The 20,878-nt window shown below is 67.0% G+C and carries 21 protein-coding genes and 1 tRNA gene; 12 read left to right on the top strand and 10 right to left on the bottom strand.

What is annotated here, in order from left to right:
- Window positions 1-98 precede the first annotated feature (98 nt).
- The 7 genes from ccmC (at window position 99) to MT490_RS08280 (ending at window position 5,134) form a co-directional block, all read left to right on the top strand.
- Window positions 99-836, top strand: coding sequence for a heme ABC transporter permease CcmC (gene ccmC / locus MT490_RS08310; protein ID WP_297385928.1), 738 nt, complete (start codon window positions 99-101; stop codon window positions 834-836).
- Window positions 833-964, top strand: a complete 132-nt coding sequence (gene ccmD, locus MT490_RS08305) for a heme exporter protein CcmD (protein WP_297385926.1) — start codon at window positions 833-835, stop codon at window positions 962-964. Before ccmC ends, ccmD begins: the two co-directional genes overlap by 4 nt.
- Complete coding sequence (ccmE, locus tag MT490_RS08300) at window positions 961-1,395, top strand: cytochrome c maturation protein CcmE (protein WP_297385924.1); 435 nt, start codon at window positions 961-963, stop codon at window positions 1,393-1,395. The genes ccmD and ccmE overlap by 4 nt, the downstream gene beginning before the upstream one ends.
- Window positions 1,396-1,405: 10 nt before the next feature.
- Window positions 1,406-3,433, top strand: a complete 2,028-nt coding sequence (locus MT490_RS08295) for a heme lyase CcmF/NrfE family subunit (protein WP_297385923.1) — start codon at window positions 1,406-1,408, stop codon at window positions 3,431-3,433.
- On the top strand, window positions 3,430-3,954 hold the full coding sequence (locus MT490_RS08290) for a redoxin family protein (RefSeq protein ID WP_297385921.1): 525 nt from the start codon (window positions 3,430-3,432) through the stop codon (window positions 3,952-3,954). Before MT490_RS08295 ends, MT490_RS08290 begins: the two co-directional genes overlap by 4 nt.
- A gap of 155 nt (window positions 3,955-4,109) precedes the next feature.
- Window positions 4,110-4,481 (top strand): cytochrome c-type biogenesis protein, encoded by a 372-nt coding sequence (locus tag MT490_RS08285; RefSeq protein WP_297385919.1) that lies wholly within the window; start codon window positions 4,110-4,112, stop codon window positions 4,479-4,481.
- Window positions 4,481-5,134: a cytochrome c biogenesis factor-like protein gene (locus MT490_RS08280; RefSeq protein WP_297386000.1), complete on the top strand. Its 654-nt coding sequence runs from the start codon at window positions 4,481-4,483 to the stop codon at window positions 5,132-5,134. Before MT490_RS08285 ends, MT490_RS08280 begins: the two co-directional genes overlap by 1 nt.
- 147 nt (window positions 5,135-5,281) lie before the next feature.
- On the opposite strand, the gene ald is transcribed toward MT490_RS08280, so the two are convergent.
- Window positions 5,282-6,388 (bottom strand): alanine dehydrogenase, encoded by a 1,107-nt coding sequence (gene ald, locus MT490_RS08275; RefSeq protein ID WP_297385918.1) that lies wholly within the window; start codon window positions 6,386-6,388, stop codon window positions 5,282-5,284.
- 138 nt (window positions 6,389-6,526) lie between these two features.
- Between ald and MT490_RS08270 the strand changes: the two genes are divergently transcribed.
- The 5 genes from MT490_RS08270 to MT490_RS08250 all read left to right on the top strand — a co-directional run bounded on the left by MT490_RS08270 (window position 6,527) and on the right by MT490_RS08250 (window position 10,166).
- The gene (locus MT490_RS08270) at window positions 6,527-6,994 is read left to right on the top strand and encodes an Lrp/AsnC family transcriptional regulator (RefSeq protein WP_297385916.1); all 468 of its coding nucleotides are present in this window, start codon (window positions 6,527-6,529) and stop codon (window positions 6,992-6,994) included.
- Between the two features lie 170 nt (window positions 6,995-7,164).
- Window positions 7,165-9,090, top strand: a complete 1,926-nt coding sequence (locus MT490_RS08265) for a potassium transporter Kup (protein ID WP_297385998.1) — start codon at window positions 7,165-7,167, stop codon at window positions 9,088-9,090.
- On the top strand, window positions 9,087-9,596 hold the full coding sequence (locus tag MT490_RS08260; RefSeq protein WP_297385996.1) for a 2'-5' RNA ligase family protein: 510 nt from the start codon (window positions 9,087-9,089) through the stop codon (window positions 9,594-9,596). The genes MT490_RS08265 and MT490_RS08260 overlap by 4 nt, the downstream gene beginning before the upstream one ends.
- Before the next feature lie 54 nt (window positions 9,597-9,650).
- Window positions 9,651-9,727, top strand: a tRNA-Met gene (locus MT490_RS08255).
- Between the two features lie 304 nt (window positions 9,728-10,031).
- Entirely contained in the window at window positions 10,032-10,166 is a 135-nt protein-coding gene (locus MT490_RS08250; protein WP_297385914.1) for a hypothetical protein, read from the top strand.
- 25 nt (window positions 10,167-10,191) lie between these two features.
- On the opposite strand, the gene MT490_RS08245 is transcribed toward MT490_RS08250, so the two are convergent.
- From MT490_RS08245 to MT490_RS08205, 9 genes are all read right to left on the bottom strand, one after another.
- Window positions 10,192-10,806 carry a hypothetical protein gene (locus MT490_RS08245; protein WP_297385912.1) on the bottom strand — a complete coding sequence of 205 codons (615 nt, stop codon included), beginning with the start codon at window positions 10,804-10,806 and terminating at the stop codon, window positions 10,192-10,194.
- 119 nt (window positions 10,807-10,925) lie between these two features.
- Entirely contained in the window at window positions 10,926-11,912 is a 987-nt protein-coding gene (locus MT490_RS08240) for a sterol desaturase family protein (RefSeq protein ID WP_297385911.1), read from the bottom strand.
- 228 nt (window positions 11,913-12,140) lie between these two features.
- A complete protein-coding gene (gene bioB / locus MT490_RS08235) occupies window positions 12,141-13,148 on the bottom strand; it encodes a biotin synthase BioB (protein ID WP_297385994.1) in 1,008 nt (335 codons plus the stop codon).
- A 49-nt stretch (window positions 13,149-13,197) separates the two neighbouring features.
- The gene (locus MT490_RS08230; RefSeq protein WP_297385910.1) at window positions 13,198-13,527 is read right to left on the bottom strand and encodes a 2Fe-2S iron-sulfur cluster-binding protein; all 330 of its coding nucleotides are present in this window, start codon (window positions 13,525-13,527) and stop codon (window positions 13,198-13,200) included.
- Between the two features lie 77 nt (window positions 13,528-13,604).
- Entirely contained in the window at window positions 13,605-15,356 is a 1,752-nt protein-coding gene (gene atzF, locus MT490_RS08225; protein WP_297385909.1) for an allophanate hydrolase, read from the bottom strand.
- On the bottom strand, window positions 15,353-18,952 hold the full coding sequence (gene uca, locus MT490_RS08220; protein WP_297385908.1) for an urea carboxylase: 3,600 nt from the start codon (window positions 18,950-18,952) through the stop codon (window positions 15,353-15,355). Before uca ends, atzF begins: the two co-directional genes overlap by 4 nt.
- Window positions 18,949-19,584: an urea amidolyase associated protein UAAP2 gene (locus MT490_RS08215; RefSeq protein ID WP_297385907.1), complete on the bottom strand. Its 636-nt coding sequence runs from the start codon at window positions 19,582-19,584 to the stop codon at window positions 18,949-18,951. The genes uca and MT490_RS08215 overlap by 4 nt, the downstream gene beginning before the upstream one ends.
- Window positions 19,584-20,405 (bottom strand): urea amidolyase associated protein UAAP1, encoded by an 822-nt coding sequence (locus tag MT490_RS08210; protein ID WP_297385905.1) that lies wholly within the window; start codon window positions 20,403-20,405, stop codon window positions 19,584-19,586. The genes MT490_RS08215 and MT490_RS08210 overlap by 1 nt, the downstream gene beginning before the upstream one ends.
- Window positions 20,402-20,845: a CopG family ribbon-helix-helix protein gene (locus MT490_RS08205; RefSeq protein WP_297385992.1), complete on the bottom strand. Its 444-nt coding sequence runs from the start codon at window positions 20,843-20,845 to the stop codon at window positions 20,402-20,404. The genes MT490_RS08210 and MT490_RS08205 overlap by 4 nt, the downstream gene beginning before the upstream one ends.
- Between the last annotated feature and the right edge of the window lie 33 nt (window positions 20,846-20,878).

The following is a 20,878-nucleotide window of genomic DNA, read 5'->3' as shown; positions in this document are numbered from 1 at the left end:
AAGCATGATGACGGCGGCGTGGGGGCGCAAGCGCGAAGATTGCAGGCCGGCGCTATCCGCAAACAACCCGACGTAGATTCCGCGGGCGAACCCGGCTATTGGCTGCGGCAAGCATCGTGATCCACGCACTCGCCAATCCCACGCGCTTCCTGAAGCTCGCGCGCCCGTTGACGCCGGTCCTGTTCTGGGCCGGGGTGATGCTGGCGCTCGTCGGCGTCTGGGGCGGGCTGACCCAGACCCCCGCGGACTATCTCCAGAAGGAAAGCGTGCGGATCCTCTACATCCATGTCCCCGCGGCGTGGCTGGGGATGGGAGCATGGACCGGAGTGGCGGGGGCGAGCCTCGGCTATCTGGTCTGGCGGCATCCGCTCGCGCACATCGCCGCGCGCGCGATCGCCCCGGCGGGGGCGGTGTTCGCGGCGCTCTGCCTGGTCACCGGCTCGATCTGGGGGCGGCCGACCTGGGGCACCTGGTGGGAATGGGACGGGCGGCTGACCAGCATGCTGCTGCTGTTCTTCGTCTATGTCGCGTACATCGCGCTCGCCCGCGCCGATGCCGATCGCGGCGGCGACGGGCGCGTGCCGGCACTGTTCGGCGTGGCCGGATCGGTGCTGCTGCCGATCGTGCGCTATTCGGTGGTGTGGTGGAACACGCTGCACCAGGGGCAGAGCATCGGATTGACCAGCTCGAGCATCGACAGCTCGATGCTGTGGCCGCTCTTCTTCACGATCGGGGGATTCACCCTGCTGTTCGCGGGCGTGGTGCTGATGCGGATGCGCGCGATGCTCGCCACGCAGAAGGTCGAGGCGCGGTTGCGGCGGATGGCGGCAGGGTGAACCATTGGGCGTTCATCACCGCGGCCTATGCCGTGACGCTGGTCGGGACCGGCGGGCTCGCGCTGTGGGCATGGCTGTCGATGCGCGGAGCGGAGGCGGCGGCGGACGCGCTGAGGCGCGACCAATGAAGCCCAAGCATCAGCGGCTCGTACTGGGACTGCTCGCGCTCGGCACGGTCCTCGGCGCCTCGGGGCTCGCGCTCTCGGCGCTGCAGGACCAGGCGGCGTTCTTCTACGCGCCCGGCGACGTGGCGGGGAAGCCGGTGCCGCTGGACAAGGCGGTGCGGCTGGGCGGCATGGTCGAGGCGGGATCGATCGTCCGGAAGCCCGACGGCGTGTCGATCGATTTCGTGGTGACCGACGGCAAGGCCAAGGTGCCGGTGGCGTTCCGCGGCGTTGCGCCCGACCTGTTCAAGGAAGGCTCGGGCGTGGTCGCCGAGGGGCGGTTCAACCCGGACGGCAGCTTCACCGCGGACAATCTGCTGGCCAAGCACGACGAGCGCTACATGCCGCCGCAGGTCGCCGGCAAGATGCACAAGACCGAGACGCTCGACAAATGATTGGCGCCAGATGATCGCCGAGGCGGGGCTTGCGGCCTTGTGGCTCGCGGCGGCGTTCGCGCTCGTCCAGCTGATGCTGGCTTGGGGCGCGGCGAAGGCTGCCAATATTCCCGTTCGCCCTGAGCCTGTCGAAGGGCAGCCTTGTTCTTCTGACGACGACCAAGAGAAGAACGGTGCTTCGACAAGCTCAGCACGAACGGAGAAAGTTGCGCGCTCCCTGATGACCGCGCTGCGCCGCACCGCTTTGGTGCAGGGACTGCTGGCGCTGCTTTCGTTCGCGCTGCTGATCACGTTGTTCGTGCGCAGCGACATGTCGGTGGTGCTGGTCGCGACCAACAGCCATTCGCTCAAGCCGATGATCTACAAGGTGGCGGGCGCATGGGGGAACCATGAGGGCTCGATGCTGCTCTGGGTGACCGTGCTCGCGGTCGCCGGGGCGGGCGTGGCGGCGCTCGAGCGGCGGCTGGCGGGTGCGACGCTTGCGGCGACGCTCGGCGCGCAGGCGGCGATCGGGCTGGGCTTCTACGCCTTCCTCGCTTTCGCCTCGAACCCCTTCGTGCGGCTGAACCCGCCGGCGCCGGACGGGCAGGGGCTCAACCCTTTGCTCCAGGACCCGGGCCTCGCCTTCCACCCGCCGACGCTCTACCTCGGCTATGTCGGCCTCTCGGTGGCGTTCAGCTTCGCCGTGGGCGCGCTGCTGATGCGCGACGTGGGGCCCGCCTTCGCCAGGGCGATGCGGCCCTGGGTGCTCGGCGCGTGGATCTTCCTGACGATCGGGATCACCGCGGGCAGCTATTGGGCCTATTACGAGCTGGGCTGGGGCGGCTGGTGGTTCTGGGACCCGGTCGAGAACGCCTCGCTGATGCCGTGGCTGGCGGCGACGGCGTTGCTCCACTCGGTGACCGTGCTGGCGACGCGCGACGGGCTGCGCGCATGGACGTTGATGCTGGCGCTGGTCGCGTTCGCCATGTCGATGATCGGCACTTTCCTCGTGCGCTCGGGCATCCTCGTCAGCGTCCATGCCTTCGCGGTGGACCCGACGCGCGGGACCTTCATCCTCGCGCTGCTCGGCATCTATATCGGCGGGGCGCTGGCGCTGTTCGGGGCGCGCGTCGGCACCGTGACGCAGGGCTCGACCTTCCAGCTGGTGAGCCGCGAGGGCGCGCTGGTGCTCAACAACCTGCTGCTCTCGGTGATCCTCGGCGTGGTCTTCATCGGCACGCTCTATCCGCTCGCGGCGCAGGCGGCGGGGGTGCAACTGTCGATCGGGGCGCCCTTCTTCAACAAGGCGCTGGTTCCCGTGGCGCTGGCGCTGGTAATCGCGACCGCGGCGGGGCCGCTGCTGCGCTGGCGGCGCGACAATATGAACGCGCTGGCCAAGCGCGCTTTGGTGCCGACCGCGGTGGCGGGCGTCGCGTTCGCGCTGATCTTCGCGCTTTCGGGGGGCATGCATTTCGTGCCGGTGCTCGGCATCGCGCTTGCCATGGGGTTGGGCGTGGCGAGTGTGGTGCCGGTGGCGCGGCGGAACCTGCGCCGCACGCCGATGCATGTCTGGGGCATGGTGATCGCGCATCTGGGCGTCGCGGTGAGCATCGCGGGCATGGCGGCCGACAGCGCCTTCAAGGCCGAGCGGCTCGCGGCGATCGCGGTTGGGCAGAACGTCACGGTCGGGCCGTTCCGCGTGACGTTGGCGGACGTGCATCCGACGGTGGGACCCAACTGGTCGGCACTCGAGGCGCGGCTGCAGGTGCGGCGCGGTGACGGCGCGATGTTCGAATTGTTCCCGCAGCAGCGCTTCTTCAGTACCCCGCCGACCAACACCAACGAGGCGGCGATCAGCACGATGCTCGACGGCCAGCTCTACACGGTGCTGGGGCAGGGCGACGAGCAGGGGCGCTGGCAGATCCGATTGTGGTGGAAGCCGTTCGTGACCTTGATCTGGCTTGGCGGCGGGCTGATCGCGCTGGGCGGGCTGCTCGCGCTGGTCGGGCGGGTGCGGCGCGAACGGCGCGCTGACGAGGCGGAGGGCTACGCATGAGGCGCGTGCTGATCTGGGCGCCGCTCGTGCTGTTCGCCCTGGTGTTCGCGCTGGTCGCGGGCGGGCTGATCAAGCCCGGCGACCGCGTCGTGCATTCGGCGATGGTCGGCAAGCCGCTCCCGGCGCTCGCGCTGCCGCCGCTGCTGTCGGGCAAGCCGGGGATCGTCACCGCCGAGCTCAAGGGCAAGCCACGGTTGCTCAACGTCTTCGCGAGCTGGTGCATCCCCTGCATCGCCGAGGCGCCGCAGCTGATGAAGCTCCGCCAAGCCGGCGTGGAGATCGACGCGATCGCGATCCGCGACACGCCCGAGGCGGTGCAGGCCTTCCTCGCGCGCCACGGCGATCCCTATGCGCAGATCGGCGACGACAAGGCGAGTCGGGCGCAGCTGGCGCTGGGCTCGTCGGGAGTGCCCGAGACCTTCGTGATCGATGCCGAGGGGCGGATCGCGTACCAGCATATCGGCGACATCCGCGAGGAGCATGTGCCGATGCTGCTGGGCGAGCTGGAGAAGGCGAAGTGAGGGAGGACACCTCATCACGTCACCCCCGCGAAAGCGGGGGCCCATCTCGTGCGAGTGCCGCTAGAACCACCGCGGTATTGCGCGGCACGTTTCGGAGATGGGCCCCCGCTTTCGCGGGGGTGACGGCGATATCTACGGTGACGTTGATGTGTGCGATGCCCGTCGCACTCGCCGACTCCAACCTTCCCCCCGCCGAGCTCGCCTACACCCAGCTTCCCGATCCCACGCAGGAGGCCAAGGCCAAGGCGTTGATGGACACGCTCCGCTGCCTCGTCTGCCAGGGCCAGTCGATCGCCGACAGCGATGCCGATATGGCGGGCGACATGCGCGCGCTGGTGCGGCAGCGGATCGCGGCGGGCGAATCGCCCGGCGAAGTGCGCAAATGGCTGGTCCAGCGTTACGGCGACTATGTGACCTATGATCCGCCGTTGAGCTGGGTCACCGCCCCCCTGTGGCTCACGCCTCTGGTGCTGCTGGCCGTCGGAATCCTGATCGCGCGGCGTAATTTCCGGAGGCGCAAGTCGTGATGGGCTGGCTGATGCTCGCCCTGATCGGGCTCGGCGCGGCGCTGCTGCTGTGGCTGACCGGTTTCCCGCGCAAGCTGTGGGCCGTGGCGGCGACCGCGCTGATGCTCGGTGCGGCGGGCTATGCGTGGCAGGGGAGTCCGGGGCTGGCGGGGCATCCGGTCACCGCGACGGAGAAGCCGGGCGAGATCGACGCCAACATCGTCGCGATCCGCGACGCGATGTTCGGGCGGTTCAACTTCACCTGGGCCTCCTTCGCCCGGGCCGATGCGATGACCCGCGTCGGCGCACCCGACACCGCGGCGCGCGCGATGATCCTGACCGTGCGCCAGGCGCCGGGCGATGCGGGCGCTTGGGCGTGGCTGGGGATCAAGCTGGCGGAGAATGACGGCAACCAGGTCTCGCCGGCCGCCAAGTTCGCGTTCGATCGCGCGCTCCAGCTGGCGCCGCAGCATCCCGGGCCGCCGTTTCTGTATGGGCTGGCGTTGATCCGCGAGGGCAAGTTCGCCGAGGCGCGGCCGTTCTGGGCCAAGGCGGTCGAGCTTACGCCGGAAAAGGCGAGCTATCGCGACGAGCTGCTGCTGCGGCTGTTTTTGCTCGACAAGTTTCTGGAGGCGAAGGCGGCGGAAGAGGGGGCGGGGGCACCCAAGCCGTAGCTGACTCCCCTCCCTGCAAGGGAGGGGTCGGGGGTGGGTGCGAGCCGAAGGCGAGCCCGGCAACATCGCGACAAAGGAAAAGGCCGGGGCATCGAGCCCCGACCTTTTCCACCCACCCCTGACCCCTCCCTAAGAGGGAGGGGAATTCTAGCCCGCCCAGGCCTCGTAGGGCAGATCGAGATCGTCGGCGACTGCCTTGAAGGCGATCTTGCCCTTGTAGACGTTGAGGCCGTTGGCGAGGTGCTTGTCGGCCTTCATCGCCGCCTCCGCGCCGAGATTGGCGAGCTTGAGCACGAAGGGCAGGGTCGCGTTGTTGAGCGCGAAGGCCGAGGTGCGGGCGACCGCGCCGGGCATGTTGGCGACGCAATAGTGGATCACGCCGTCGACTTCGTAGACGGGGTTGTCGTGCGTGGTGGCGTGGCTGGTCTCGAAGCAGCCGCCCTGGTCGATCGCGATGTCGACCAGCACCGAGCCGCGCATCATCGTCTTGAGCATGTCCCTGGTCACCAGCTTGGGTGCCGCCGCGCCGGGGACGAGCACCGCGCCGATCACGACCTGCGAGCGCGCGACCGCCTCGGCGATCGCCGCCTTGGAGGCGTAGGCGGTCTTGATCTGGCTGCCGAAATGCATGTCGAGCTCGGCGAGGCGCTCATTGTTGATGTCGTAGATCGTCACGTCGGCGCGCTGGCCGACCGCCATCTGCGCGGCATTGATCCCCGAGACGCCGCCGCCGAGGATCGCGATCTTGCACGGCGCGACGCCGGGGACGCCGCCGAGCAGCTCGCCGCGGCCGCCCTGTTCCTTCTCGAGATAGTGCGAGGCAACCTGGATCGACATGCGGCCCGCGACTTCGGACATCGGCTTGAGGAGGGGGAGGGCGCCCGAATTCGAGGTGACCGTCTCATAGGCGATGCAGGTCGCGCCGGACGCCATCAGGCCCTCGGCCTGGGGCTTGTCGGCGGCGAGGTGGAGATAGGTGAACAGCGTATGGCGGGGCTCGAGTAGGGCGATTTCCTGCGGCTGGGGTTCCTTGACCTTCACGATCATGTCCGCGCCGGCGAAGACCGCGGCGGCATCGGGCGCGATCTTCGCGCCGACCTTCGTGTACGCCTCGTCGGCGAAGTCGATCCCCATGCCGGCCTGGGTCTCGACCAGCACTTCATGGCCCGCGGCGACCAGCTCGGCGACCGAGGCAGGGGTGAGGCCGACGCGATATTCGTGGTTCTTGATTTCCTTGGGCACGCCGATGCGCATGACATCTCTCCAGAGTCGGTATGTGATGCAATAGTATCGCAAGATACGGGTACGAATCTCTGCAAATTTCGCCACGCGGTGCTGGTGAAGGCGCATGAATATGCGATATCTATGGCGATTATTGGAGATTCATGCGCCGTGGACCGGATCGACACGACAATCCTCAAATTGCTCGCCGCCGACGCGCGGGCGCCGGTGAGCCAGGTCGCGACGCAGGTGGGGTTGTCGCAATCGGCGTGCACCCGGCGAATCCAGGCGCTCGAATCTTCGGGGCATATCACCGGCTATGGTGCCAGACTGGGACATAGACGGCTCGGCTTTCGGATCACCGCGTTGGTCGACATCACGCTCGGCACGCAGGTCGAAGAGGATCTGGCGCGGTTCGAGCGGGCGGTGGCGGAGATCCACGGGGTGGTCGAATGCGCGCTCGTCTCGGGCGGGCAGGACTATCGGCTCAAGATCCTCGCGCAGGATCTCGATGATTATGAACGGCTTCACCGCGAGCATCTGGGACGGCTGCCGGGCGTGGTGACGATCAACTCGAGCTTCGTGCTGCGCGCGGTGCCGACTCGCAGCGAAGCCGACGCGCTGTTCGCCGGCACCTGAGGGAACCGACGCCCCCCTTGCGCGTCTCCGGAGGCGTAACCATCTGTGTCGGTCGGGCCGTTGCCAGGCTATGTTGCACGTGCTAACGGCCCGCGCACTTTTTCAGACGAGAACGCAGGTCGCATGACCAGGTCCGTTTCCCTCATCGCGCGATCGCCGCGACAGTGAACATCAACGCAAGCGGGCAGGCCGAGACGCTCCCGCATCCAGACGAGCCGCACGGGGCGCACGGCCACGCCGTCGACGCGACGTGGAAGCTCGCGCTCGGCGCGATCGGCATCGTCTTCGGCGATATCGGCACCAGCCCGCTCTACGCCTTCCGCGAGACCTTCGCCGGGCATCACAAGCTTGCGCTGGACGATGTTCACATCATGGGCGTGATCAGTCTGATGTTCTGGTCGATGATGGCGGTGGTGACGCTGAAGTACGTCACCATCATCATGCGCGCCGACAACAAGGGTGAGGGCGGCAGCCTCGCCTTGCTCGCACTCATTTCGCGCAGCGCCAACCAGAAGCGCTGGACCCAGGGGATCGTGCTGCTCGGCGTGTTCGCCACCGCGCTCTTCTACGGCGATTCGATGATCACCCCGGCGGTGTCGGTGCTCTCCGCGGTCGAGGGTATCGCGATCGCGGCGCCCAGCTTCGCCAACCTGGTCGTTCCGATCGCGGTGGTGATCCTCGTGATGCTCTTCTCGATCCAGCGCACCGGTACGGCCCGCGTGGGGGCGTTGTTCGGGCCGATCATGATGCTCTATTTCCTCGTGATCGCGACGCTGGGCGTGCTCAGCTTCGTGCACACGCCGGAAATCCTCTGGGCGCTGCTGCCGACGCACGCGCTGGAGTTCTTCCTGCTCGATCCGCTCGCGGCCTTCCTCGCTTTGGGCTCGGTGGTGCTGGCAGTGACCGGCGCCGAGGCGCTCTACGCCGATATGGGGCATTTCGGCCGCAAGCCGATCCGCGTCTCGTGGCTGTGGTTCGTGCTGCCGGCGCTGATCCTCAACTATATGGGGCAGGGCGCGCTGCTGATGCGCGAGGGCGCCAGTGCGCTGACCAGCCCCTTCTACATGCTCGCGCCCGACGGCCTGCAGCTGCCGCTGGTGGTGCTGGCGACGATGGCGGCGATCATCGCGTCGCAGGCCGTGATCTCGGGCGCCTTCTCGGTGACCCAGCAGGCGATCCAGCTCGGCTTCGTGCCGCGGCTGCGCATCGAGCACACCAGCGCCTCCACCGCGGGGCAGATCTACATCCCGACGATCAACTGGGCGCTGATGACGATGGTCATCCTGCTCGTCCTCTCGTTCCAGACCTCGTCGAACCTGACCGCGGCCTATGGCATCGCCGTCACCGGCGCGATGCTGATCGACAATTGCCTGCTCGCGGTGGTGCTGTTCGCCTTGTGGCAGTGGAAGAAGCGCTACGCGCTGCCGCTGCTCGCGCTCTTCTTCGCGGTCGACCTTGCCTATTTCAGCGCGAACCTGACCAAGGTGCCCGACGGCGGCTGGTTCCCGCTGCTGGTGGGCTTCATCGTCTTCACCTTGCTCACCACCTGGGCCAAGGGCCGCAAGCTGATGATCGAGCGGCTGCGCGAGAGCGCTATGCCGATCAAGATCTTCATCGAATCGGCCGCGATCGCCGCCGCGCGCGTGCCGGGCACCGCGGTGTTCATGACCTCGACTCCCGACGGTGTGCCGCACGCGCTGCTCCACAATCTGAAGCACAACAAGGTGCTCCACGAGCGCGTGATCCTGCTGACGGTGAAGATCGCCGACGTGCCCTATGTCCCCGACGAGAAGCGGATGAAGGTCGACGATCTCGGCAAGGGCTTCCACCGCATGATCCTGTTCTACGGCTTCATGCAGGAGGCCGACGTGCCAGCGGCGCTCAAGCAGGTCAGCGCGTGCGGCGCCGAGTTCAAGATGATGGACACCAGCTTCTTCCTCGCGCGCCAGACTTTGCTGCCTTCGTCGCGGCCGGGGATGATGATCTGGCGCGAGAAACTGTTCGCCTGGATGCTGCGCAACGCCGAAAGCGCGATGGAGTTCTTCCGCCTGCCGACCAACCGCGTGGTCGAGCTTGGGAGCCAGGTGGAGATCTGAGCGCGCCTGCGCCCTTGATCGTCACTGCGTTGTTGGGGCGGCAGGACCAGGCGTGGTTCGAAGGCCTGCGCCGCGAACACTATCCGCCCGAGCGCAACGTGCTGCCGGCGCATCTGACGTTGTTCCACCATCTTCCGCCGGGAGTGGCGGAGGAACTCAAGCAGCGGTTGTCGGCAGAGACGCGGGGCGTACGCGCGCCGCGGGCGAAGGTGAGCGGACTGATGTCGCTCGGGGGCGGAGTGGCGTATCGAATCGAGGCGCCAGAACTGGTCACGATTCGCGAGGGGCTCTGCCAGGCCTTTGCTGGGCTGTTGATGCCGCAGGACGCGGGCCGCTGGAGGCCGCATGTGACCGTGCAGAACAAGGTGCGGCCGTCGCTTGCCAAGGTCGTGCTCGGCGCATTGTCGCGCGATTTCGCGCCGCGCGAGGTCGAGATCGCCGGGTTGGCAAGCTGGTGGTATCGCGGAGGGCCATGGGAGCCGCATTCGCGGCATATGTTCGCTTGACCGGACGAAAAGCCGGACCTATGTCGCGCCCTCGCCTGACGGCGAGGCCCTTGGGGCGGAGTAGCTCAGTTGGTTAGAGCAGCGGAATCATAATCCGCGTGTCGGGGGTTCAAGTCCCTCCTCCGCTACCACCATTCCCCCCGACATTCGGCGGGAAAGGCCGCCGGGTCCTAGAAGCGCGTTGAGGCGACCCTCGATCTCGATCGAGAGGCCTCCTTCGTTGTTCCGGCGCAGCGTCACGGTATTGACCAGCTCGCGGATGGCGTCGGCAGGCTTCCTGCACCCCCGCCTCGATCGCGCGGCTTAGGGTCTGCGACAGCATCGTCGTATTTGGGGAGAAGAGGGCGCTGATCATATGGCAGCGCCTGCTCAAAGGCGTGGCGATCTCGCGCCAGCATCGCCGGGAACAGCGTCCGGGTTCCCGACGCCGTGCGTATGACCGGGCCAAGCCGATCGAGAATCTATCAGCTGATCGCAGCCGGCGACATCGAGGCGGCAAAGGTCGGCCGCGCCACCGTCGTACTGGTAGCCAGCTTGCGGTCGCCGATCCTCGCCGCCACGCGCGGCTAGAGGTAATGAAGTGGGTCGAGCAGGATTATGAGCCCAGCAGGCTCTTTTTGAACAGCGCCTTGATCAGCCGATCTTCAAAAATTCGTCCGACAACGTAGAGAGTGGCGAAGAGTGCGGCAAATACATAGGCGGCTGTCGGTGAATGTTTACTATCATTCTCTTCCGATTTGCCGGCGCCTTCCTTTTTTGGCTTTTCGGGCGCGGGCGCACCCAAGGCCTTGTCTATCGGATTCTGCGGCAGTGCCGTATCCTTTTTTTCGGGCTTTTTCGATTTGCCTGCGGCTTCGACCGACGTTCTTTCGAGCTCGCCAATGGCTACGGTAAGCTGAGCGAAGCCCAGAAACAGCAGGGGCGCCAGAAAGCAGAACAGCAACACCCGGCTAGTCAGCTGATAGCGCAGCACGGAGCCGGCAGCGCCTTTTTCGATCTGCAAGACGCCACCGTCGAAAACAGACATCTTGTCCTGCGCCGCCTGGTCCTTCTTGCGGAAAGTCAGCGTGTCGTTTGTCCGTTCGTGGCTGGTGCCGGTCTGACGGAACAGGGGGGCGAGCTTGTCAAAGGCATCATCGCTCGATTGCTCGGGAGCGAGCGCCAGGCTGCCCCTGACGTGCCAGATCCAGTCGATGAAACGGGGGATCACACCATCTCCTTTTGAGAGAGCTTTCGATGCCGGCAAGGCTCAAGCCGGGCTGTTCATGGCGGCTCTGGCCTGGGCCCGACAAATGGGTAAGTGGAGGCTGTGGAGCTGGAGCAATTCGCTCACTCGGCTGGCACCGGAACCGCCGCCGGCCGGCCAAATCGCTCCTTGAGTGCCTTCCAGCCCTCGGTGAAGGGATAGGTCATCGTCTCGCGGATCGACATCCGGCGCCCGCCTTCCATCCCGAGCAGTTCTGCCTCGCCGTCGACGCACGTGCCGAAAATGCGGTCGATGAAGATCCAGGTGCTGGCATAATTGCTGCGGCTGGCTTCGTAGTCCTGCGAATGGTGCAGGCTGTGGTGCTCGGTGGTGTTGAACACGAAGCGCCACCAGCGCGGCGTGTTGAAGCGGACATTGATGTGCTGGTAGGTACCGACCGCCAGGCCGAAGGAGCCGGCGAGCAGGGCGGCCCGCGGCAGGAAATCGAAGAATCCGCCGATGCCGAGTCCGATCAGGAACAGTTCCACCGGATTGCCGACTGCGCCCTTGTTGATGTTCAACTGGGTGATGTAGTGATGCGGTGCGTGGGTCAGCCACAGCGGATGCCAGTTATGCATACCGCGATGCATCCAGTATTGGCCGAAATCGAAGATGAACGAGATCAGGAACGCCTGCACCAGCAGCGGCAGTGCCACGAACCAGGTGAATTTGTCCCAGTTGAAGGAATGCTGGACGGCTTCAATCATGGCTCCGTCGCCGACATAGTGCTCGATCAGGCGGAGCAGCGTATAGCCGAGAGAGACATAGAACAGGTCGGTGACCAGTTCCTTCCAAGTCAGGCGCCAGCTCGCGTAGCGCGGGTTCACCCATTCGAGCCCCAGCAGCAGCACCTTGAAGCCGATGCCGATTCCGATGGCGGTCGATGCCTTGGCGATGGAATTGGGTGCGTAGTACCAGAACGCGATCAGTGCGAAGAGCATGGTGGGCTGGAACCAGGTGAAGATGAACCGTTTCACCGGGCCGCCTTCCACCCTGGGGATGTTCTCCCAGCCTATGGTTACCGGGGCCTGTGCTCCGATCACCCTTTTGCCGACGCGAATTCCGTCCATCTTGTCCCCGCGATACCGACTTGTCGGATCTGGGATATCGGGAACCCCGCAGGGGTGGCATACGTCATCGAACGTATGCGTTCATCTTTCATTGGACGCCTGGGCCGATGGCGAGGCCGAGCCGGTCGGGTTGGCGGGCGGGCGCCACTTGTCCCTCCGGGAGCAGATGCTCCGAAAATATGCCCCTGGATCGTCGCAAGCGCGATCGGCCCGCCGAATACTCGCGAATCAGGTTGTAGATGCGCGACCGCCGGTGCGCGCCGGTTCCGCGAGGGGTGGCAATTGCCGCATCGGCGTGACGCCGAGCTTTGCGAAGAGCGCCGCGTCGCGGTCGTCGCCGGCATTGCCGGTGGTGAGAAGCTTGTCGCCGGTGAAGATCGAGTTTGCCCCGGCCAGAAAGCAAAGCGCTTGGGTCTCGTCGCTCATGCTCTCGCGACCAGCCGAGAGCCGCACGATCGACAGCGGCATCAGAATGCGTGCCACCGCGATGGTGCGCACGAACTCGATCTGGTCGATCCTGGCCAAAGGCGTATCGGCCAGCATGTTGCCCAGCACGGTGCCCTTGACCGGCACCAGCGCGTTGATCGGCACGCTTTCGGGGTGCGGCATCGTCGCCAGCGCATGGAGGAAGCCGACGCGGTTCTCGCGCGTCTCGCCCATGCCGATGATGCCGCCCGAGCAGACGTTGATGCCCGCCTCGCGGACATGCTCCAGCGTCTCGATCCGGTCCTCGAAGCTGCGCGTCGTGATGACGTTCGCGTAATTCTCCGGCGAGGTGTCGATATTGTGGTTGTAATAGTCGAGCCCCGCCTCGGCGAGCTGCGCTGCCTGCTTCTCGTTGAGCATGCCCAAGGTCATGCAGGTCTCGAGCCCCATCTGGCGCACGCCCTTCACCATCTCGACGATGGCGGGCATGTCGCGGTCCTTGGGCTCACGCCACGCCGCGCCCATGCAGAAGCGCGACGAGCCATTGTCCTTGGCCTGCGCCGCCGCCTGGAGCACCGCGCGCACATCCATCAGCCTGGTAGCCTTGAGCCCCGTCCCGGCATGCGCCGACTGATTGCAATAGCCACAATCCTCGACGCAGCCGCCGGTCTTGATCGAGAGCAGGGTCGAGAGCTGCACTTCGTTGCGCGGATGATGCGCGCGATGGATCGACGCCGCCTCGTAGATCAGGTCGAGGAACGGCAGGTCGAACAGCGCGGCGATCTCCTCCCGTGTCCAGTCGTTACGCATCTCGCGCATTTCCCTCGCTCGTTCCGCGGCGGCATTCATCGCCGTGCGATCACTCTTGCGGAGCGATCGATAGCCGAATGCCGCTCAGCGCCACCGACGCCGGGATCTGGCACGACAGGCGCGAACCGGCCGAGCGATGTTCTGAGCCTTCCAGCAGGTCGTCTTCGTCCTGCGACATCGGGGGCAGCGTCGAGGCGAAGGCCGGATCGACATGGACGTGGCAGCTGGCACAGGAGCAGCAGCCGCCGCAAAAGGCCGGAATGTCATCGATCCCGGACGACCGGATGATCTCCATGAGCGACATGCCGATCTCGCCCTCGATCACACGGGTCTCGCCCGCCAGATCCTGGACATGCAACTGGATCGTCGCTTCGGTCATGCTCGTGTCACTCCATGCATAGGGAACGCGCTCCGGCCCGGAGCGTCGCCGGTTGGTTTTCGATGCGTCCGGGGCGTCTATCGCTGGAGATAGCGCCGCCATCCGCCAAGCGAGGTGATGTCCTCGGCATTGGCGGTCGCGCGCGGCTCCGCGACGAATCCCTTGACCTGGCTGCCGTCCTCCAGCGTCACGGTGCCGATCGCGAGGGGGGGCGGGACCTCGGCGACGAAGCTGCCGAACGCCGCCATGTCGAGCTCATAGATCTCGAGCGCGATCGCGGCGCCATCGCCGCTGTGCACGAGCGCCGGCTTGGGGGGCACGCTGTCCGCCATCGCATACAGACGGTATTGGGGGGCCGTCCTGGCCTCGCCGACGAAGCGCGCGTCGCGGGAGGTCAGTTGCCAGTGCAAGGGCATGTCCTTCAGATGCGCACCGACAACGGCCAGCTTCACGGTCTCCATGCGTCCCTCCAGGTCGAGCGGCGGCAGGCTCGCCGGCGCGGGGAAAAGAGTCTTCGCCAGGTCAATCAGGCTGCGATCGCTGCCGGCGGGGCCCATCAGCGTGATGCCGAAGCCGACGCCGCTGTGATACCGCCCCGTCGGGACTGCGATCGCGGCCATGTCGAGCAGATTGACGAAGTTGGTATAGGCGCCGAGGCTCGCGTTGAGCGCGATCGGCGCGGCGAGCATCTCGGCCACGCGATAGCTGGTCGGGGCCGTCGGCAAGGCGAGCAGGTCGACCGTCGTCCACATTTCCTCCGCCGCGCGGGCGAGGTCGGCAAGGCGGTAGCTTGCCGCGAAGGCATCCACCGCACTGTAGGCCTGGCCCTCCTCGACGATCGCACGGACCACGGGATGGATCGCATCCGGGTCGTCGCGAAGCAGGTCCTGGAGCGCAGCGGTCCGTTCGGCGACCCAGGGGCCATTGTAGAGCAGCCGGGCCGCTTCGTTGAGCGGCGTCATGTCGATCTCGACCAGCTCGGCATCGAGTCCGGCCAGCGCTGCCTCATAGAGGAAGCCGGATTCGATGTCGCCGAACCAGGGGCGCTGGTCGGCGCGCGGGACGCCTATCCGGCGCCGCCCGCGCGCCATGTCGTCGAACGAGCGCGAGAAGCTGTCCTCACGATCGAAACCGGCGGCGATGGCATCGACAAGTCCGGCATCCTCAGCCGTCCCGGCAAAGACCGTGATGCAGTCGAGCGTCCGGCAGGCGGGGACGAGCCCGCGGCTGCTCCACCGCCCGCGTGTCGGCTTGAAACCGATCAGGTGATTGAAGGCTGCGGGCACACGGCCCGAACCCGCAGTGTCGGTGCCGAGCGCGAAGGCGACCAGCCCGGCTGCCACCGCAACCGCCGAGCCCGAGCTCGATCCGCCGCTCACCCAGGCCCGGTTATAGGCGTTGCGCGGAACGCCATAGGGGCTGCGCGTGCCGTTGAGGCCGGTGGCGAACTGGTCGAGGTTGGTCTTGCCGATGGGGATGGCCCCGACGGCGACCAGCCGCTCGACCACCGTCGCCGAGCGTGACGGCGCATAGGCGAAGGCGGGGCAGGCGGCGGTCGTATCGAGGCTGGCGACGTCGATATTGTCCTTCACCGCGAACGGCACGCCGGCGAGCGGCAGCGCTTCGCCGCCGGCGACCCGTTCGTCGACCGCCGCGGCGGCGGCGCGAAGCGCGGCGGCATCGAAGCGGGATATCCAGACGGCAGGCTGGACGGCGTCATAGAGGTCGAGACGCCGGATGACCTCTTCCATCACGTCGACGGCGGTGCGGCGACGCGACCGTATATCGGCGGCGATGGTTTCGACGGGCAGGCGATCGAGCGCCGTCATGCGCGGATCAGCGCCAGCATCGGCGCGCCAGGCGTGACGCTCTGCCGCTCGGCGACATACAGCGCTGCCACCGTCCCGGCGGCAGGGCTCTCGAGCGGAAACTCCATCTTCATCGCTTCCATCACCGCGATGGTTTCGCCTGCAGCGACAAAATCGCCGGGCGCTTTCAACAGCTTCCAGACGCTGCCCCCGAAGGGTGACTCCACCAGCTCAGCCCCTTCGGGAAGCACGATAAGGTCAGCGGGTTTGTCGTCGACCTCTTCGGTCAGGCTCGCGACGCGATCGAATTCGCCGCGCCGCTCCCATTCGGCGCGCTCGGCGGCGAAGGCGGCGTTGCGGCGCGTTTCGAATGCCGTGATCGACTCGGCATTCTCGGCGAGGAAGGCGCGATAGTCGGCGAGGCGGAATTCCGTCTCCTCGATCTCGATCGTGCGGCGGCCGAGCGGGAAGTCGCGACGCCACTCGGTGAGTTCCTCGTGGCTGACGGGGAAGAACCGGATCTGGTCGAAGAAGCGCAGCAGCCAAGGCTTGCCTTCAGTGAAGGCGCCGTCCTGCCGCCAGGTGTTCCACACCTGGATGGTGCGGCCGAACAGCTGATAGCCGCCCGGGCCCTCCATCCCATAGATGCACATATAGGCGCCGCCGATGCCGACGACATTGGGCGGCGTCCAGGTTCGCGCCGGGTTGTACTTGGTCGTGACCAGCCGATGCCGCGGATCGATCGGCGTCGCCACCGGCGCGCCCAGATAGACGTCGCCAAGTCCGTAGACGAGGTAGCTGGCGTCGAAGACCGTGCGATAGACGTCGTCCGCGCTCTCCAGTCCGTTTGCGCGACGGATGAACTCGATATTGTCCGGGCACCATGGCGCATCGTCGCGCACCACGGCCATGTAGCGCTCGATCGTCTGGTGAATGGCGGGATCGTCCCAGCTCAGCGGAAGGTGCACGATGCGCGACGGGATCGCGAAATCGTCGAGCTCGCCGAGCTGTTCCTCGATGTCCATCAGCCGTTCGAGAAGTTCGGCCTCCCTGATGCGGACGCCATCGATATGCACCTGGAAGGAGCGGATGCCGGGTACGATGTCGAGGATGCCGGGCAGGTCCAGCGCGGCGAGCGCGGTCGTGGCAGCATGGACCCGCAAGCGCAGTTCGAGATCGAGCGTGATCGGGCCATATTCGACGAGCAGGTTGCGGTCGCCCTGCCGGCGATACAGGACCCGCGGGCGGTGACCCTGCGGCGCGAGCTCCGCCAGGATCGCATCCGACCCGCCGCCGGCGGTCTTCGCGGAGGGGTGAGGGGGGCGGCCCTCGACCCATTCCTCTTCGACCGCACTCGCCGCATCCGCATCGCCGAGGCTCACTTCCTCGAACCGGATGCGGTCGCCCGGCGCGAGCTGGCCGACCTTCCAGAGATCGGCCGCGATCACCACGAATGGGCAGACGAAACCTCCGAGCGAGGGGCCGTCCGGGCCGAGAATGATTGGCATATCGCCCGTGAAGTCGAGCGCGCCGATGGCGTAGGGATTGTCGTGGATGTTGGAGGGATGGAGCCCCGCCTCGCCACCGTCCCGGCGTGCCCAGTGCGGCTTCGGCCCGACCAGCCGGACGCCGGTGCGGTTGCTGTTATAATGTACGCGCCAGTCGGCCGTCAGGATCGTCTCGATATCCTCGGGAGCGAAGAAATCGGGCGCTCCGTGCGGTCCGTAGAGCACGCGGATCGTCCAGTCCGGACCGAATGCCGGCTGCTCGATCACCCGCGCTCCGGGGATCACTGCGGGCGGGTGCGGCGCCAGATGCAGCGTGTCGCCCGCGAGCAGCTTGCGGCCGCCATGCCCGCCGAACTCGCCCAGATCGAAGGTGCTGCCGCTGCCGAGATAGGCGGGGACGTCGAGGCCCCCCGCGAACAGGACATAGCCGCGCATGCCGCCCCCGCGGATGCGGCCGAGCGCCAGAAGCTGCCCCTTGTCGACTGCGAAGGCCTGGTTGTGCGGCACCGGCTTGCCGTCGAGCGTCGCGTCGAAATCGGCGCCGGTCAGGCAGATGCGCGTCGCCGTGTTGAACTGGAGCGTCGGGCCGGTCACGGTGACTTCGAGCCCGGCGGCCGCCGCGTCGTTTCCGAGCAGCGCGTTGCCCAGCCGGAAGGCGCGGGCGTCCATCGGTCCGGATGGCGGCACGCCGACATCCCACAGCCCGATCCGTCCCGGAAAATCCTGTACGGTGGTGAGCGTGCCGGCCGAGCGCACCGAGATGCTGCGCGGATGATGTTCCACCCGCTCGAGCGAGCGCGTGGAGACGTCGCCCGAAGTGAAATCGTCGGCGCGCGCCACGTCGCGCAACCAGCGCAGGTTGGTCTCGATGCCGGCCAGCCGCGTCGCGTCGAGCGCCGCCTGCATCGCGGTCACCGCCATGGCCCGATCCTCTCCGCGCACGATCAGCTTGGCGATCATCGGGTCGTAAAAGGGCGAGACCTTCGTACCGCTCTCGACCCAGGTCTCGATCCGCGCGTCGCCCGGGACGGCGACTTCGGTGAGCATGCCCGCGGCAGGCCGGAAATCGACCGCAGGGTCCTCGGCATAGAGCCGGGCCTGGATCGACCAGCCGCGCGGGGCTGGGACGGGGGCGTCGAGAAAGGCGTAGTCGCCGGCCGCGCCGCGCACCATCCACTCGACCAGGTCGATGCCGGTCACTTCCTCGGTCACGCCATGCTCGACCTGGAGCCGCGTGTTGACCTCGAGGAAAAACCAGTCCTGCCGCTCCGCGTCGTAGAGGAATTCGACCGTCCCGGCCGAGCGATAGCGGGCGGCCGTCCCCAGCCGTACTGCCGCGTCGGTCAGCGCGACGCGGACATGCTCGGGAAGATTGGGGGCAGGAGCCTCCTCGATCACCTTCTGGTTGCGGCGCTGAAGCGAGCAGTCGCGCTCGCCGAGCGCGACGACGCGCCCCGTGCCGTCGCCGAAGATCTGCACTTCGACATGCCGGGCGCGCGGCACGAAGCGTTCGAGGAAGAGGCCGGCGTCGCCGAAATTGCCCGCGCCGAGCCGCGCCACCGCGGCATAGCCATCGCGCACCGCTGCGGGATCTGCGCATACGCGCATACCGATGCCGCCGCCGCCGGCGGTCGCCTTGAGCATCACGGGATAGCCGATCCGCGCCGCCGCTTCGATCGCAGCCTCCGCATCCGCCAGGAGTCCGGTGCCCGGCGCCAGCGGCACGTCTTCGGCCTTGGCGAGCGCCCGGGCGCTGTGCTTCAGCCCGAAGTCGCGGATATTGTCCGGCTTCGGCCCGATGAAGACGATGCCGGCCTCGGCGCAGGCCTCGGCAAAATCGGCATTCTCCGAAAGGAAGCCGTAGCCGGGATGGATCGCGTCGGCGCCCGTCTCGCGCGCGGCGGCGAGAATCCGCGCGGCGTCGAGATAGCTTTCCGCGGCCGGGCCCGGGCCGATCCGCACCGCCACATCGGCTTCGGCGACGTGGCGGGAAGCCTCGTCGGCATCGGAGAAGACGGCGACCGAGCGAATGCCCATGCGGCGCAGCGTGCGGATGATCCGGCAGGCGATCGCCCCGCGATTGGCGACCAGGACCGTGCCGAAGCTCATGCCGTCACGATCATGCGGACGGGCGTGGGATTGAAGCCATTGCAGGGATTGTTGATCTGCGGGCAGTTCGAGACGACCACGGTCACATCCATCTCGGCGCGAAGATCGACGGAAAGGCCCGGTGCCGAAATGCCGTCGACGATGCCGAGCGCACCGTCCGCCTCGACGGGCACGTTCATGAAGAAGTTGACGTTCGAAACCATGTCGCGCTTGCCGCGGCCGTCGCGCAGATTGGCCTCGAGGAAGTTGTCGACGCAGCTGTGCTGCGCCCTGGTGTGATGACCGTAGCGCAGGCTGTTGGACTCGCACGAGCAGGCGCCGCCGATCGTGTCGTGATACTCGACCGACGTGCCCGTGATCGTCATCATCGGCCGGCCCTCGCTCGACAGCAGCACGCTGCCGGTGCGCAGGAAGATGTTGGCCTGCGCCGCGACCGTGTCCTGCGCGCTGTAGCGCTCGGCATCGTCGTCGGTGGCGTAGAGCAGGAAATCGACCGCCTGATTGCCTTCGAGGTCGATGATGCGGAGCGTTTCCCCGGCGCGCACGCGGTGCATCCAGGGGGCGCGGGCAGCCACGATCTCGTCGTGGATCACCTGACCGGCAAGGCCGGCGAAATGCGGATCGTTTTTCATCAGCGGCGATACAGATCTTCGGTGTTGAGAAAGGCACGGCGGCGCTCGGGCGTCGCGTTGCGGATCGGGTCGTCCGCCTCGGTGACCGCCCCGCGCCAGGCGGTGGCGCGCAGCGGCGTGATGCGCCACGGGCGGCCGTCGAGAACATGCGGGCAGTTGGCGATGACCAGGATCAGGTCCATCTCGGCGCGCAGGACGAGCGAGCGGCCTGGTGCGAAGGGACCGAGTTCCGGTACGATGGCGCCGTCGGCGGCAATTCGCACCCCCTTGAACAGATTGATGCAGGGATGGACGTCGCGCCGACCCAACCCGTGCTTGGCGGCACCGAGCAGCAGCCGGTCGCGCGCATTGGGATGGGCGCCCGAATTGCGGCCGTCGCCATAATGGCGCCAGTTCGACGCTTCGCTGGAAGCGCCGCAAAAGGCATCATGGGTGCCGGCATTGTCCTGTTCGATACTGGCAAGGACGCGCCCCATGTCCGACAGCAGCAGGCTGCCCGCCGAAGGATAGGCGTCCCATTGCACCTTGACGGTATCGGCGATGTTGAGCCGCTCGGTCGGCGTGGCCGCGTTGAACAGCAGCAACGACGCGCAGGCATCGCCCTCGAGATCGATCAGCCGCAATCGCGTGCCCCGTGCGAGGGTCCGGGAGGCATAGCCGCCTCCCGCGATCGTCTCTTCCCAGAGCAGGTCGTCGGACGCGATGCCCGCCGGTAGATCGTCGGCGCGGGGTGGCAGGATCGGCATCGCCTCGACGACGGTGCCCTCCATGGCACGGGCATGCGCGCGCGCGGCGCCCGGATCGGCAAGTGTTGCGCTCATGCCGGCTTGGCCCCCGTCTGTGGCGCGCCACGTTCCTGCTCATGGAGCGGCGGCAAGAGTGCGGTGGTGGTGAAGAGCCGGAGCTGCTGCACACCGCGAACCTTGCGCAGCGCATCGCACAGATCGCGCAGCCGGATCGCCGGGCCCTGCACCAGCAGCACCTCGAGCGACTGGTCGTCCTCGAGGAAGACATGCTGCGAGGAGATCACTTCCTTGAGATATTCGGCCTGGGTCTGCGCGAGCTGGTGGCGTACGCGCCCCATGTCGCCGCGATAGACCAAAGTGATCGTGCCGGCGAGCATGTCCTCCGGCCGCATGGTGGCGCCGTGCTGGGCAAGTTCGTTGCGGATCAGTTCCGCGATCAGCTGGGAACGCGAAGGCAGGCCGCGCTCCTCCACCATCAGATCGAGCTGACGGGAGAGCTCGGCAGGCAGGCTCATGCTGAGCCGGGCGAGACTGGAGGGTGGGGTGTC

The sequence above is a fragment of the Sphingomonas sp. genome (genome assembly GCF_026460985.1).
Lineage (GTDB): Bacteria > Pseudomonadota > Alphaproteobacteria > Sphingomonadales > Sphingomonadaceae > Sphingomonas.
The sequence above is the reverse complement of the archived record's forward strand: the minus strand, read 5'-3'. Positions and strand labels throughout refer to the sequence as shown.

What these genes read in the sequence shown, in the direction of transcription:
- ccmE (WP_297385924.1), top strand. Translation starts at nt 961, where the DNA reads ATGAAGCCCAAGCATCAGCGGCTCGTACTGGGACTGCTCGCGCTCGGC.
- MT490_RS08295 (WP_297385923.1), top strand. Translation starts at nt 1,406, where the DNA reads ATGATCGCCGAGGCGGGGCTTGCGGCCTTGTGGCTCGCGGCGGCGTTC.
- MT490_RS08290 (WP_297385921.1), top strand. Translation starts at nt 3,430, where the DNA reads ATGAGGCGCGTGCTGATCTGGGCGCCGCTCGTGCTGTTCGCCCTGGTG.
- MT490_RS08285 (WP_297385919.1), top strand. Translation starts at nt 4,110, where the DNA reads ATGCCCGTCGCACTCGCCGACTCCAACCTTCCCCCCGCCGAGCTCGCC.
- MT490_RS08280 (WP_297386000.1), top strand. Translation starts at nt 4,481, where the DNA reads ATGGGCTGGCTGATGCTCGCCCTGATCGGGCTCGGCGCGGCGCTGCTG.
- ald (WP_297385918.1), bottom strand. Translation starts at nt 6,388, where the DNA reads ATGCGCATCGGCGTGCCCAAGGAAATCAAGAACCACGAATATCGCGTC.
- MT490_RS08250 (WP_297385914.1), top strand. Translation starts at nt 10,032, where the DNA reads ATGACCGGGCCAAGCCGATCGAGAATCTATCAGCTGATCGCAGCCGGC.
- MT490_RS08240 (WP_297385911.1), bottom strand. Translation starts at nt 11,912, where the DNA reads ATGGACGGAATTCGCGTCGGCAAAAGGGTGATCGGAGCACAGGCCCCG.
- bioB (WP_297385994.1), bottom strand. Translation starts at nt 13,148, where the DNA reads ATGCGTAACGACTGGACACGGGAGGAGATCGCCGCGCTGTTCGACCTG.
- MT490_RS08230 (WP_297385910.1), bottom strand. Translation starts at nt 13,527, where the DNA reads ATGACCGAAGCGACGATCCAGTTGCATGTCCAGGATCTGGCGGGCGAG.
- atzF (WP_297385909.1), bottom strand. Translation starts at nt 15,356, where the DNA reads ATGACGGCGCTCGATCGCCTGCCCGTCGAAACCATCGCCGCCGATATA.
- uca (WP_297385908.1), bottom strand. Translation starts at nt 18,952, where the DNA reads ATGAGCTTCGGCACGGTCCTGGTCGCCAATCGCGGGGCGATCGCCTGC.
- MT490_RS08215 (WP_297385907.1), bottom strand. Translation starts at nt 19,584, where the DNA reads ATGAAAAACGATCCGCATTTCGCCGGCCTTGCCGGTCAGGTGATCCAC.
- MT490_RS08210 (WP_297385905.1), bottom strand. Translation starts at nt 20,405, where the DNA reads ATGAGCGCAACACTTGCCGATCCGGGCGCCGCGCGCGCGCATGCCCGT.
- MT490_RS08205 (WP_297385992.1), bottom strand. Translation starts at nt 20,845, where the DNA reads ATGAGCCTGCCTGCCGAGCTCTCCCGTCAGCTCGATCTGATGGTGGAG.